The 13568-nt window shown below is 50.6% G+C and carries 14 protein-coding genes and 2 riboswitches; of the genes, 6 read left to right on the top strand and 8 right to left on the bottom strand.

Annotation, left to right across the window (positions count from 1 at the left end; translation table 11 throughout):
* Positions 1–35: 35 nt before the first annotated feature.
* Together ABIC15_RS11330 and ABIC15_RS11325 are read right to left on the bottom strand one after the other, a co-directional pair.
* Positions 36–365 carry a YolD-like family protein gene (locus ABIC15_RS11330; protein ID WP_012369328.1) on the bottom strand — a complete coding sequence of 110 codons (330 nt, stop codon included), beginning with the start codon at positions 363–365 and terminating at the stop codon, positions 36–38.
* Positions 349–1674 carry a Y-family DNA polymerase gene (locus tag ABIC15_RS11325; RefSeq protein WP_012369329.1) on the bottom strand — a complete coding sequence of 442 codons (1326 nt, stop codon included), beginning with the start codon at positions 1672–1674 and terminating at the stop codon, positions 349–351. Before ABIC15_RS11325 ends, ABIC15_RS11330 begins: the two co-directional genes overlap by 17 nt.
* 158 nt (positions 1675–1832) lie before the next feature.
* Between ABIC15_RS11325 and ABIC15_RS11320 the strand changes: the two genes are divergently transcribed.
* Entirely contained in the window at positions 1833–2480 is a 648-nt protein-coding gene (locus ABIC15_RS11320) for a pentapeptide repeat-containing protein (RefSeq protein ID WP_012369330.1), read from the top strand.
* A 61-nt stretch (positions 2481–2541) separates the two neighbouring features.
* Here ABIC15_RS11320 and ABIC15_RS11315 read toward each other — a convergent pair whose 3' ends face one another.
* The 6 genes from ABIC15_RS11315 to ABIC15_RS11290 all read right to left on the bottom strand — a co-directional run bounded on the left by ABIC15_RS11315 (position 2542) and on the right by ABIC15_RS11290 (position 7038).
* Positions 2542–3297, bottom strand: a complete 756-nt coding sequence (locus tag ABIC15_RS11315) for an MBL fold metallo-hydrolase (protein ID WP_354020735.1) — start codon at positions 3295–3297, stop codon at positions 2542–2544.
* Between the two features lie 68 nt (positions 3298–3365).
* Positions 3366–3875 carry an arsinothricin resistance N-acetyltransferase ArsN1 family A gene (locus ABIC15_RS11310; protein ID WP_012369332.1) on the bottom strand — a complete coding sequence of 170 codons (510 nt, stop codon included), beginning with the start codon at positions 3873–3875 and terminating at the stop codon, positions 3366–3368.
* 141 nt (positions 3876–4016) lie between these two features.
* Positions 4017–4556 carry a 1,2-dihydroxy-3-keto-5-methylthiopentene dioxygenase gene (locus ABIC15_RS11305; RefSeq protein WP_214767803.1) on the bottom strand — a complete coding sequence of 180 codons (540 nt, stop codon included), beginning with the start codon at positions 4554–4556 and terminating at the stop codon, positions 4017–4019.
* Positions 4557–4571: 15 nt separating this feature from the next.
* Positions 4572–5195, bottom strand: coding sequence for a methylthioribulose 1-phosphate dehydratase (locus tag ABIC15_RS11300; protein WP_354020734.1), 624 nt, complete (start codon positions 5193–5195; stop codon positions 4572–4574).
* Positions 5192–5851: a 2-hydroxy-3-keto-5-methylthiopentenyl-1-phosphate phosphatase gene (locus ABIC15_RS11295; RefSeq protein WP_354020733.1), complete on the bottom strand. Its 660-nt coding sequence runs from the start codon at positions 5849–5851 to the stop codon at positions 5192–5194. The genes ABIC15_RS11300 and ABIC15_RS11295 overlap by 4 nt, the downstream gene beginning before the upstream one ends.
* Positions 5848–7038 (bottom strand): 2,3-diketo-5-methylthiopentyl-1-phosphate enolase, encoded by a 1191-nt coding sequence (locus ABIC15_RS11290; RefSeq protein WP_354020732.1) that lies wholly within the window; start codon positions 7036–7038, stop codon positions 5848–5850. Before ABIC15_RS11290 ends, ABIC15_RS11295 begins: the two co-directional genes overlap by 4 nt.
* A gap of 80 nt (positions 7039–7118) precedes the next feature.
* Positions 7119–7220, bottom strand: a riboswitch (SAM riboswitch).
* Between the two features lie 207 nt (positions 7221–7427).
* Positions 7428–7530, top strand: a riboswitch (SAM riboswitch).
* A 78-nt stretch (positions 7531–7608) separates the two neighbouring features.
* On the opposite strand from ABIC15_RS11290, the gene mtnK reads away from it, so the two are divergent.
* Genes mtnK through ABIC15_RS11265 form a run of 5 tightly spaced genes read left to right on the top strand, consistent with a single transcriptional unit; the run spans position 7609 to position 13455 of the window.
* Complete coding sequence (gene mtnK, locus ABIC15_RS11285; protein ID WP_290829500.1) at positions 7609–8778, top strand: S-methyl-5-thioribose kinase; 1170 nt, start codon at positions 7609–7611, stop codon at positions 8776–8778.
* On the top strand, positions 8775–9821 hold the full coding sequence (gene mtnA, locus ABIC15_RS11280; RefSeq protein ID WP_354020731.1) for an S-methyl-5-thioribose-1-phosphate isomerase: 1047 nt from the start codon (positions 8775–8777) through the stop codon (positions 9819–9821). The genes mtnK and mtnA overlap by 4 nt, the downstream gene beginning before the upstream one ends.
* Before the next feature lie 19 nt (positions 9822–9840).
* A complete protein-coding gene (locus ABIC15_RS11275) occupies positions 9841–10923 on the top strand; it encodes a sugar ABC transporter substrate-binding protein (RefSeq protein WP_354020730.1) in 1083 nt (360 codons plus the stop codon).
* Positions 10920–12443: a sugar ABC transporter ATP-binding protein gene (locus ABIC15_RS11270; RefSeq protein ID WP_354020729.1), complete on the top strand. Its 1524-nt coding sequence runs from the start codon at positions 10920–10922 to the stop codon at positions 12441–12443. Before ABIC15_RS11275 ends, ABIC15_RS11270 begins: the two co-directional genes overlap by 4 nt.
* Positions 12436–13455, top strand: coding sequence for an ABC transporter permease (locus tag ABIC15_RS11265; protein WP_012369341.1), 1020 nt, complete (start codon positions 12436–12438; stop codon positions 13453–13455). The genes ABIC15_RS11270 and ABIC15_RS11265 overlap by 8 nt, the downstream gene beginning before the upstream one ends.
* Positions 13456–13568: the final 113 nt, after the last annotated feature.

The following is a 13568-nucleotide window of genomic DNA, read 5'->3' as shown; positions in this document are numbered from 1 at the left end:
AATAAGTGCGTATCGTACAGCAGCTTCTGTCTCTTCTACCCGTTTTCGATCCGGATGATTCGTCCGAGCGGAATTTCAATCCGTGAGGACCCGCGCAAAACAAGGTACGCGCGCTCACGGTGAACCTGCTCGATGAATCCGGATGTCGTGACATAGCCTCTTTCACTATAATACGTGATTTCGAGCTCGATTCCTTCTATTAATGCTTGTTCGAGTAAGAACTGCCAAGGATACTGCAATTGTTCATCGATGACAGGAAAATCGATTTGATGTGTTTCAAGATAGTAGGCTTTGAGGAGTTGAATGTGTTCCGGCATCAAAAAGGGAAGCCATTTGAGATTTCCGCGGTCACGATAACGTGTCATGTAAATCACCTCCCGGATGTCCGCCGACGAATCGGAGCCGGCGTTTCGCGACACTTGTATCGAGGAATGACACCGCCAAACGGATCGTTCCTTTACCGTAACGTAAATTGACGTGATCGATGGCTTTTAATAACCGTTTTCGGCGCCAGACCTTTGTATTGTCTTCAAACAAGGACAATTGAAGTGTTCCCTGATCCGGGGTGAGTTGTCCAAGAGCGACCGATAGAAAGCGAACCGGTTCACCGTCGAGCCAATTCGGTTCGAACAATTGAAGAATATGACGTAATAACAGCCGTTCATCGGCGGTCGGATAAGGCAATCGGAGCTGTTTTGAAAAGCCGTCACGGGCGACATGTCGAGAGTAGCGGACGCCAAGATGGACCGTCCAACCGACCTGATTGGAAAAACGGACCCGTGCCGCAACATCACTTGCTAATTCGGCGAGAACTAAACGAATCTGTTCGTACTGGTAATAGTCACGCATCAGGGTCACCCCATGTCCGATCGTTCGTTTGGTATCCGGTGCAGTCCGGAACAAGGTCATCGGATCAATGATTGTCGGAGAACCGTCGATTCCCCAGGCATGGTGCCAAAGTTCTGCCCCGATTACGCCGAACCGTTCGTGCAGATCTTCGACCGGGGCTGCTGCCAGGTCCCCAATGGTGTGGATTCCCATTACCGACAAGTGTTGCTCCATCATCCGTCCGACGCCCCACATCTTGCGGACCGGAAAATCATGCAACAACCGAGAGACATCCGCATAACCGCATTGTGCGATACCTTCACGTTTTCCGCGTAAATCGAGGACCAGCTTTGCAATGACGTTGTTCGGACCGATTCCGATCCGGACCGGAATGCCGGTCTGTTGCCAGATTGCCGTCTGAATTTTCCAGGCTGTTTCCGTGTCTGATCCGAAAAGCCGTTCCGTTCCGCTCATGTCGACAAAGTTTTCATCAATTGAATAGATCCGGATTGCGTCGGGCGGCGCAAACTGATGCAAGACGTCCAGCACTTCGATCGATGTTTTCATGTATGCCAGCATCCGTGGTTCGACGAGCACAATCTGTTTCCGCTCACGATAAGGCAACTGCTCAATCTGATAAAGACGACTAGCTGTCTTGATTCCGAGTTGTTTTAAAGCGGGACTGGCCGCAAGGATAACCGATCCGGATCGGGTTAAGTCCGATACGACAGCAAGTTTCGTCGTTAAAGGAGGTAAATTTCGATAACGGCATTCACAACTGGCATAAAAAGAGACACTGTCGACACAAAAAATCCGTCGGTCCGGAAAAGGTAGGATCGGATTCATAGAAAACACTCCTTACTACATAAAAGAACGTTTGTTCTTATTTTTGATTTGACTATATCATGGTCTCAAGCGGTCTCAAATCAAAAAAATAAAAAAAGAGTCAATCTTTGCTACACTGGAAAAGGTGAATGCGATGTAAAGGAAAGAAGGGGAAGTACATGAAAAAACAAATCATTCAATTACCCGAGTTACCGCAACAGTTGACATCGGAAACCTTTGCGGATGTTGAAATCGATGATCCGTATCTGTATCAAACGTTGTATGAGAAAGAGACGTTGCCGGTCGAACTGACGGAACGGCTCGACGTCAATCAAGTCTGTTTTCGGAATGTCTCGTTTGCAGGACTGGTCTTTGAGCGGGCTTCATTTGAAAATGTCCGTTTTGAACAATGTGACCTGACAGGATGTCAGTTTCAGGACAGTCGTTTTCATCGGGTTGTTTTTGAGGATTGCCGCCTGACCGGAATTCATTTTGAGTCGAACACGATCGATCACGTAACAATCAAAGACTGTCAGGCCAATTACGCCCAAGTCATCCGGACGGCGTTGCGTCATGTCACACTGGAACAGACATCGATGCGGGAAAGTCATTTCTTTGAAATGAAGCCAATCGATTTCCGACTGCATGAAGTTGATTTGTCGGAAAGTCAATGGGTCGAGACGGCATTAAAAGGACTGGATTTGCGACAAGCCGACTTATCGGGCATCACGATTGATCCACGCTTTTTGCCGGGGGCCATCGTTACGGAAAGCCAGGCTATCACCTTTGCCCGGTTACTCGGACTCGTCATTCCAAGTCATGGTTAACCAGTAAAAAAAACGAAGTCCACTGTCCCCGTCATATTCGGGAGAGTGGACTTCGTTTCGTTTAAAAGGAAATGGTTTCACCGTCATCCGGGATGAGAAAATGAGCGGACAGATGGTGGGCGGCCAGAAAATCAGCAATCATATCACGGCGCAACAGGCAATGGTTGACCGACTCGAGGTGAGAGACGATGATAGTCGCTTCAGCCGCCGCCTGATGAACAGCCAGCAAATCACGCTGGGACATCGTAATCGGTTCGCCGGTCAAAAATTGTGCCGCGCCGCTGTTGACGATGATGATGTCAGGCGCATGCTGCTCGATTGCCGTCTCAACTTCTTCACACCAAATCGTGTCACCGGCGATGTAAAGTGTCGGTTCGTCCGGGTGCGTCAAGACGAGACCGGAGACGGTGCCCATCCGTTGACCGATTTCCCCGACACCGTGCCGGCCTGACGTATGGTAAACGCGGATATCACCGAGCGCCAGTCCGTTTTCAAACGACGAGACGTTCGTGAATCCGGCTTCGCGGATTGTCGCCACATCCGCCTGGTTTTGTGCATACAGCGGAATCTGTTTCGGCAGAATTTCTTTTGCTGTCTCATCAAAATGATCGGCATGGAGGTGGGTGACGAAAATCGCATCCGGATCAAGCAGTGTCGAGACATCAACGGGCAAGTCGACGAGCGGATTCGGAACGGCGTTCGGCGTCTCTCCGAACGGCGGAAGAGATCCTTTTTCACCGAGAAACGGATCGATCAAAAATACTTGATTGGCATAGGTGACGACGAGTGTTGCATTACGGATCTGTTGAATATCCACGGGCAGTCTTCCTTTCGGGTTGGGAATGTTTCACTGTTCGTTAATTTCCCATTCAGACGCCGTGTTAATCATATTTGATCGTCGATGGTTTTCGGGAGCAGCTTCTCCATCGCCAGGACGTCCACATAATATCCGTTGAGCATACCTTGTTCCTTAAACGTTCCGACAATCCGGAAGCCGGACCGGATGTACAGTTTTTGACCGATTTTGTTAAAGGGGAACGTAAACAGAATCAACTTATGGAAACCTTGTGTAATCGCGTGTTCTTCGATGACATGTAACAGCTGACGCCCGATGCCCTGTCCGCGATGGGTCCGGGTGATGTAGACCGACAGTTCACCGACGGATTGATAGACGGGACGAGGGTTATAAGGGTCAAGTGAGATGAAGCCAAGAATCGTTGTTCCTTCATACGCCACAAAACCGGCATAACGGGGTGTCCGTTCCCGATACCAGTCTTCCATGAAAGACAATTCCTTCGTATCCGTTTCAAGCGTCGCGATCCGGTCTTCGATGCCTTCGTTATAGATGGCAAGGATGTCTTTTAAATCGTCTTCCTTAACAGGGCGAATCATCATACACGTGACCTCCAGTTAAAATAAGTCTTTTCTTCATTATATAGGAGGAAGGGGAAACAAGCGGTATGTTTGTAGGATAGGAATGGGACCGAAAAAACAGACGGCCGGATGATTCGGACCGTCTGTCTTCAGGATATTTTCTTAGTTTGCTGTTTCAATCGGATCCTTCTCATAAATCGGAACCCAGCCGTCCGTTGTCACGAAAATCCGGACCGCCACAACTTTTCGATCCTCTTGGAGCGTGAAGTAATGGCGTGTGTTGACAGGTACGGAAATCAAATCACCCGGGTTCAACTCAATGTTGTAATAGCCGACTTCGTCATCCTGGATCGCAAACACACCGTGCCCGCTGACGATGAACCGGACTTCGTCATCCGTATGGTGATGCTCCTTTTGGAAGTTGACGAGCAACTCATCCAAGTTCGGTGTTGCGTCAGACAGGGAGATGATATCAGCCGTCTGATAACCGCGTCGTTCCGAAACATCGGTGATTTCCGGTTGGAATGTATCAAGGATCGTTTGTTTGTCCGCATCCGTCAACGTGTACGTATCGACCAGTTCTACCGGGAGCTTCGAGACATCCCATTGTTCGTACAGGACACCACGTGAAACGAGAAAAGCAGATACCTCGTTTTGATCCGTATACCGTTCGTTTGTTTTTTGGAAAAGTACTGTTGCCATTGTAAATTCCTCCTTTTAATAAATCGCCTGTCGGCACGTTTGCAGTTTTAAAGTGTAGCTGAACAAAAATTCAAAGGCTTCCAACTGTTTTTTGGCTTCAAAAGCAGTCGGTGCCCAGACCGTGATGCCGTGATTGCGAATCAAAACGGCGCCGCTTTCGGTCCGGATGTGTTTGGCAAAGTCAGCGGCAAGAGTCGGGATGTCGGCATGATTCGTGATGATCGGCACGATGACTTCCGCATCTTCTTCCCAACGGCCGAGTGCTTTGATGATTTCCTGACCGCTGAACCGGATTTCCCTGCGGTCTCCGTACAGTTCCGAAATAACGTTGTTGTCGACGGTATGGACATGAAGCGAGCAGCCGGCTGTCGTCCGGTTAAACACTTCGACATGCAGCAACGTCTCGGCGGAAGGACGTCCGTTTTGCTCGTCGCCGATCAATTGACCGGTCGCGTCGACATGGACAAAATCGTCCGGCGTGTCCTGCCGTTTATCTTTCCCGCTTGCCGTCACAAGGAATTCCGTCGGACTGCTGTTTGTCCGAATAGCGAGGTTACCGCTTGTACCGGGAAACCAGTCCCGCGCTGCGAACTCTTGTTTGATGGCGCGGAGTTCTTCGTATCGTGTCAAAAATGTCATGCGTACACCTCCGTTGTCTGCAGATGATCAACAATGTCGTAAAATGTTTCAAACGGTGTGTATGCAATCCCGTGCTGTTTGCACAGCGTAATCAGATAATCGCGGGCATAGACATGATCCGCTTGTTTCGCTAGTTCAAAATCCGTCACGGAGTCACCGATCGCGACGATGATATCGCCATCCTGCTTGAGCTTCCGGGCAATCGACGTTTTACAACACCCGCATTGATTGTTGCATGCTGCATCGCAAGTGTGCGGCCACTCAATACGAATCGTCTCCCCGCTGAAGTCACTGCCGTTGCAGTAAATCGCTTCATCTGTCAGTAACTCTTGAAGAATCGGTTGGACAAAAAAGTCGATTCCGCCGCTGACGATCGCAAAGTCAATCCCGTTCGATTTGGCAAAGGCGAGTAAGGTCTTAAAGCCGGGACGGATGACAGCCCGCTGTTCCAAAAAATCAATATAGTCCTGTTTGCGATCCGAGGGGAGCAACCGGAACATCTGTCCGACACCGGACTGGATGGACAATGATTGATCGAGGACACCTTTTTTCAACGGTTCAAACGCTTCCGGGGGAGCGAATTCTGTCATCAACGCAATGATATTGTCGTGTTCAGTCACGGTCCCGTCAAAGTCACATAAAATCCGGATCGTCATTTCGTAATCCCCCAGGCGTCGAGGGCGACCCGAAGCTCTTCCTGCCGCGTTGCGGCACTCGTCAAAGATTCACCGGCAAGTGCTGCGTCGAGGGCCTGACGGAAAGCGAGCACACCGGCCGCCGCGCCCTGCGGATGACCGTGAACGCCACCGCCGGCATTGATGACGGAATCAGTCCCGAAATCCCGAACGAGCTGAGCGACGAGACCGGGATGAATACCTGCCGAGGGAACCGGAAGAATCGTCTTCGTTTCTCCGATCCGTGTGGCTTCGACGGCAATTCCGCGCGCCAAGTCTTTGGCGAGGGCGACGTTTCCGTAAGGTGACGGGAACAACGTCAAATCGGCACCGGCCAGCCGCGGTAAAGTCCCTAGTAAAACAGGGGCTGCAATGCCGTATTCCGGGCTTGCGATCAAGGCACCGCTTAAGGCCGGATGATTAAAAATCGGAACGGAAATGTCCGGATCAGCCGCTAATTCGCGTAAGACGTCGAGTCCGTATGTAAACGTATTGAGCAGAAAGGCGGTCGCACCGGCTTCAATCAAACGTTTCGCCTGATCCTTCAAGCCGAAGACGGAACCGCTCAGCGTAATCGCGTAAAGCGCCCGTTTGCCGGTCTTTTCATAATGGGCATTTAGGACGTCGCGTCCGATCCGCGCCCGGTCGAGTGCCGGCGTCAACGGATTATCGTACAAAATCTCATCATCTTTGACGAGATCGATGCCACCCGCAAGTTGCGCTTCGAGTTGTTCCCGCAAAAAGGTGAGGTCCCGGCCGATGACGCCTTTAAAGATGCTCATCAACAGAGGACGGTCGTGGACTTGAATCAACTGCCGGACGCCCTCGATGCCGAATTTGGCACCGGGGAAGTCCGTGGTGAACGAAGCCGGAAGCTGTAAATCCGTTAATTTGATTTGTCCGTCGAGCGACAGCTTGCCGAAGACGGTCGTTAAGATTGCTGAAAAGTCACGGGAGACGTTGTGTTCCGGATAACGGATCGTGATGTAGCCTTTTCCGTCGTGTTCTTCCGTATGAACAACTTGTCCTTTGAACGATTCAAGCTGCTGTTGTTCCAAATGATTTAAATCGGTCCACGAACCAACGGTCAAACCGAGCGCGATTTGTTCTGCCCGTTTTGGTAACTGATCCGTCGTTCCGAGTTGGTAGGTTGCGGTAATATACGTCATATCGACTGTCTCTCCCTTGTTAAAGAATACAAAAATGGTCCCTCGTCAATGACAAGAGACCATGAAAAATTGCGCGTGGACTCTTATCTGTCAGCGTAATAGCTGCAAGAATTAGCACCGTGCCAAGTGGTCGGTTGCTGCGACATCGTAGGGCTCGTCCCTCCGTCTGCTCTTGATAAGAATTGGATGAAATTGTGAAATCTAATTGCAATTTTTACATGAGATTCGTCACTTGTCAAACTATATTTTGAAAATTTATTTTTTTGAAAATACTTCTTCTATAGACGGTTCCGTTTTTGAAGCCGTTTCACTAAAAAAGGGAATTGACAGACGACCGGCAGCGCACGTAGTATTCAAACCAACATCAATCACACGACAACTACATATGACTCTTATCGTGAGTTGGCAGAGGGAATTGGCCCGAAGACGCCGCAGCAACCGACCATCCGGCACGGTGCTACATCCAACAGACATTCGTCTGAGAGATAAGAGGACGGAATATTCTGCCGCGCCTCTTTTCTTTGACGAAAAGAGGCGTTTTTTCGTGTGATCACCAAGGAGGAAAACAGAATGGGATATCAAGCATTTACAGTACAGGACGCGATTGAACGGGTCCGGACACTCGGATTGATCGGCAATGAACCGGTGACGGCAGAGGAAATCGGAGATGGAAATTTAAATCTCGTTTTCCGGATTCAGGCAGGGGAAAAACGGCTGATTTTAAAGCAGGCGTTACCTTATGCAAAAGTCGTCGGGGAAAGCTGGCCGCTGTCGCTCGAACGGGCCTGGATTGAACAATCGGCCTTAAAAGAATTCGCGAAAGTCGCCGTTCCGTTTGTCCCGCATGTCTACCATGCGAGCAAAGAAGAAGCGTTCACGGTGATGGAAGACTTGTCACATCTGACAATCGTCCGGGGCGGACTGCTTGAAGGGGAAAAGTATCCGTTGCTCGCGGAACACATCGGTTCGTATTTGGCGCGGACACTGTTTTATACGTCGGATTTTGCCGTCGGACCGGTCGCGAAAAAACAGATTGCCCGTCAGTACTACAATCCGGATCTGTGCGATATCACGGAAAAACTAATCTTCACGGATCCGTTTTATGATGCAGAAACGAATGCGATTGAAGCAGGTCTCGAAGCGGAAGTTGACCGGATTTGGAACGACGCGGAACTGAAACGGGAAGTCGCGAAACTTGAAGCCTTGTTCATCACGAAGGGCGACGCATTGTTGCACGGCGACTTACATACAGGCAGTATTTTTGCCTCGGCGGAAGAAACGAAAGTCATCGATCCCGAATTTGCGTTTTATGGACCGTTCGGATTTGATGTCGGTCAATTTATCGCACATCTGTTTTTTGCCGCGTATCCGGACTATGACCGGTTGCGGGATGAGCGGATCAAGGATATCGATACATTCTGGCTGACGTTTGCTTCGACGTTCAAAGCGTTATGGGAACGGGAAGCGGTCGAGCCGTTCCGGACGGCAGACGGACTGGTCGATGATGTTCTTAGCACGATTTTACAGGACGCACTCGGATTTGCCGGTTGTGAACTGATTCGCCGGACGATTGGATTGGCATTAGTTGCAGACTTGGAGCAAATTTCGGATTCGACCGTTCGCCTTGAACGAAAACGCCATGCATTGCGGCTTGGTGCTGCTTTGATTAAACGCCGGACGGAATGCAAGACGTTTACCGATCTGCGGAATTTTGACGTGACGGAGGAACTCAGCCGATGAGCCAATTCGTTCAGAGCATCATCTATGAAAACCGGACGGTGACAATTTTGGATCAGACCCGTCTTCCGGAAGAAGAACATTATGAAATCATCCATGACTTGGCGCAGGCGATTGACGCCATCAAACAATTGCGGGTCCGTGGTGCACCGGCCATCAGTCTGTTCGGCGGATTCGTCCTCGTTCAGGAAGCGTTTCGGACGACAGGGACGCTGGCTGAAGCAAAACAGGAGTTGTTGGAGGTGTCGGCACAATTACTCGCGACCCGTCCGACGGCCGTCAATCTGCGAAATGTCCTCGATGAGCTGAATCAGCTGATTGTTTCCGCTACGACGCTGAAAGAACTGCCGGTATGTCTCGAACAAAAGGCACTGGAACTTTATCAGACGGATGCCAAAACATCCCGTCAAATCGGGGTTCATGCACTGGAATTGTTCGAGTCCGGTGACCGGGTACTAACGATTTGTAATGCCGGATCAATTGCGACGGCAGCTTACGGAACGGCGCTCGCTCCGTTTTATCTCGCCAAGGAGCAAGGCATCCCGTTATCCGTCTATGCGTCGGAAACACGGCCTTTGTTGCAGGGTGCACGTTTGACGACATGGGAGTTGCAACGGGCAGGGATTGACGTCACCTTGATCACGGACAATATGGTCGCGCATACGATCAAGGAAAAGCAGATCACCGCCATCATCGTCGGAGCGGACCGGATTACCCGGAACGGGGATACGGCCAATAAAATCGGGACGTTTCAGCTGGCATTACTCGCACGTGCCTTCGGAATTCCGTTTTACGTCGCCGCACCGCTGTCGACGTTTGACTTTACAAGTCTGTCAGGAGATGAGATCGAGATTGAAGAACGCGACGCCCGTGAAGTGACACAGCTTGCCGGAAAAGCGACGGCACCGGCCGGCGTACCGGTCTTTAATCCGGCGTTTGACGTGACGCCGCACGACCTTATCACCGCCATCATTACGGAGATCGGAGTCATTGAACACCCGGATGTGGAGACAATCAAACAGACAATCGGACAACATACACACTAAACAGACAGGAGAGATTGAGATGAAGAAATTAGCATTGGCTGTACTGGCACCAGCGGTCTTACTGGCTGCTTGCGCGAACAGTGAAGCAACACCGGTGAAAAAAATCAGCGGTGTACCGGAAGGGGTTCAGGGTGATGTCAAGATTGCCGTTATCCGTAACCTTGCTTCCGACGACCATACAAAACAGTTTTTGGACGGCGCCCGCTCGGAAGGGGAAGCACTTGGTTTTCAAGTCAACACGTTTATCTCGGAAGGGAATGACGTCAAGTTCAAGGAGTTGGTCGCCCAAGCCGTTCAGCAGGATTATGACGGATTGATCATCTCGCACGGCAAAGAGGATTATGCCTATGACATGATCAAACCGGCCATCGACAAAGGCATCAAAGTCGTGACATTTGATACGGTGACGAAGAAAAAAGACCAGACATTAAAAGGTATCACAGAGACATTCCAGGATGACCATAAACTGGCCCAGCTGTCGCTCGATGAAGTGACGAAAGTGAAGGACGACAAGCCGGTCCGTGTCATCAAACTATGGTTTGGTCCGGGATTTGCCCCGCTTGACCGCCGTCAGGAAATCTACAAAACGTATGAAGCGGACGGCAAAATCAAGACGCTTGAAACCGTCGGACCCACGAACTTCCAGGATGTCCAAGGGGATATTGCGACGAAGATGAACGCGATTCTCGCCAAGTACCCGAAGGGCAGCATCGATGCCGTCTGGGGCGCCTGGGATGAAGTCGCCAAAGGAGCTTATAAGTCTTTAAAAGACAACAAGCGTCAGGAAATTCCGCTGATTTCGATCGATGTCTCGAATCAGGACATCAATCTGATGCGTGAAAAGGGCAGTAACTGGGTCTCAACGAGTGCCGTTGATCCGCATTTGATCGGACAGACGGATATGCGCCTGCTTGCGAAAAAGCTGGCCGGCGAAAAAACACCGGATAGTTTTGATCTCGATGCCAAACTGGTCGAACAAAAAGCACTCAAGGCGGATACGACGATGTACAATCTCGATACCATCATCAAAGGCTGGAGTACATCCGAAAAATTCAATGAGCCGTGGATGGATCAGTTGCGGAAAGTGAATGACGGGAAATGACGCCTCCGGTGAACGAACAACGACTGGAAATGCGGGGGATTTCAATGGAATTCCCCGGTGTCAAGGCGCTGGATGACGTTCACTTTTCCGTGAAACGCGGGGAAATCCACGCGCTTGTCGGAGCGAACGGAGCCGGTAAATCAACGCTGATGAAAGTCTTGGCCGGCGCCTATGCGTCATACGAAGGAACGATTTTGTTCGACGGTGTACCGCTTGCGATTGATTCACCAAATGCCGCGAAACGGGCCGGGATTGAAATCGTCTATCAGGAAGTCGATACGGCACTGGTCGATTATTTGACCGTCGCCGAAAACATCTGTCTCGATATGCTGGCGAGCGGACAGTTGAAAGGAGTCATCCGACGCCGGCGGTATGAAGAAATCGCCGAGCGTGCTTTACAAAAATTGAAAGCATCGATTGATGTCCGCCAACGGGTCAGTGAGTTACGGTTGGCCGAGAAACAACTCGTCCTGATTGCCCGTGCCCTCGTGCAGGAAAGCCGGTTTTTGATTTTGGATGAACCAACCGCTCCACTCAGCGGCCGGGAAACGGAACAACTGTTTCGGATCATTCGCGAGTTGGCGGAGAAGGAACATCTGGGTGTCATCTTCATTTCTCACCGTCTGCAGGAGTTGTTTGAGATTTGTGAATCGATTTCCGTCATGCGCGACGGCAAGCTGGTATCGCGGCAACTTCTTGCCGGACAAACGAAAGAAACGGTCGTCGAACAGATGCTGGGCCGGCGTTTGCAAAAAAGCAGCCGCGAGGCGCGTCCGGCTGGTGCCCCCTCACTTGAGCTTGACCGTATCACGGTCGCGGGACAACTGGACGAGATCTCGTTAACGGTCCGTGCTGGAGAAGTAATCGGGATTGCCGGATTGGTCGGTGCCGGAAAAACAGAACTGTGTAAAACGATTTTCGGATCGATTCCGGTCACTTCGGGATTGATGCGTCTTGCGGGAGAAACACGGCGTATCCGTTCGGCGTATGATGCGGTCCGGCTGGGCATCGGACTCGTGCCGGAAGAACGACGGAAAGAAGGAATTTTGGTCGCGGATCCAATTGAACAAAATATGACGGCGGCCAGCCTCAAACAATTCGTCAACCGATTCGGGTTTGTAAAGAAGAAAAAAGAACGGACAGCGGCAAACCGGATCGTACAGCAACTGTCGATTAAAGTCAGTGATACCCGACAACGTGCCGCTGAGTTGTCCGGTGGTAACCAGCAAAAAGTTGCCATCGGGAAATGGTTGCTGGCCGACGCTTCCGTCCTCGTATTGGATGAACCGACAAAAGGGGTCGATGTCGGGGCGAAAGCGGAAATTTTCCAAGTGATTGATCAACTGGCAGCAGAACAAAAAGCCGTCATTTATGCGTCGAGTGAACTGGATGAACTGCTGGCTGTAACCGACCGGATTTATGTCATGTATGACGGACAGATCGTATTCGAGGCGACCACTTCGGAAACAACCGAAGAACAATTATTGTGGTATGCAACAGGAGGACAACAACATGAATGATGTATTGCACGAACCGGCTGCACAGCCGGAAGCGCCGCGAACAGCAGCGGGAAAACCGGTGTTGCGTTTCTTGAATGACTGGGGCATCGTCCTCGCGATTCTCGCACTTATTCTGTTCTTTGCCATGACGGCACCGAATTTTTTACAAGGGACGAACCTCGTCAACATTTTACGAAGTATCTCGATTGTCACGATCATCGCCATCGGCTTGACGGTTTCGTTGACAGTCAACGGGTTTGACTTATCCGTCGGTTCGACCGCGACGTTTGCCAGTTCACTAGTCGTCTCGTTTTTTGTCTGGTACAGTCTGCCGCTCGGCGTATCGATTGGTCTGGCTCTCGTGATTGCCTTGGCGGTCGCACTCGTCAACATTCTGTTAATCGTGAAGTTCAAGATTCCGGATTTGTTCGCAACGCTTGCGACGATGTTCATTTTTGAAGGTGTCGCGATGACGTATACCGGCGGCGGCTCGATCAGTGCCGGGATGCCACGTCTTGACGGGACACCAACGGTCGGACTGATCCCGGAATCGTTCTTAAAAATCAGTCAGGCGCCTTGGATCATCCTCATAATGCTTGTCGTCGTAGCGGTGACACATGTCTTTTTGAACCACACACGGCACGGACGTTTTTTGTATATCATCGGTGGAAATCCGGAAGCAGCGCATCTGACGGGAATCCGGGTGAACCGGTATCGCGCAGTCGCGTATCTGATTGCCGGATTACTGGCGGCCGTTGGCGGTATTTTACTGGCGTCACAAGTCGGTTCTTCCCAAATTAACGCCGGATCGGGTTATTTGATGCCGGCTGTCGCAGCAGCCTTCATCGGTTCCTCATTTGCCGGCCAAGGGAAACCGAATGCGCTCGGCACACTCGTCGGTGCCTGTCTCGTCGGAATTCTCGAGAATGGACTCGTCATGTTATCGGTACCATATTATTCCCTAAACATCATCAAAGGCGCCGTCCTGGCGATTGCTTTAGCGTCGACCTATTACCGTTTCAAAAAAAATTAAAAAAAGTGGTTTAAGTTCTAATAGAATCGGTAATATTCAGTATATGAAAGGATGGTGATGCACATGAATGATTATCAATGTATAGGGAACGATCGCATGTCGCTTCGAGAAGA

It is taken from the genome of Exiguobacterium sp. PvP048 (genome assembly GCF_040549175.1).
GTDB classification, from domain to species: Bacteria; Bacillota; Bacilli; order Exiguobacteriales; family Exiguobacteriaceae; genus Exiguobacterium_A; species Exiguobacterium_A artemiae.
This window is presented reverse-complemented; position numbering and strand designations above follow the sequence as displayed.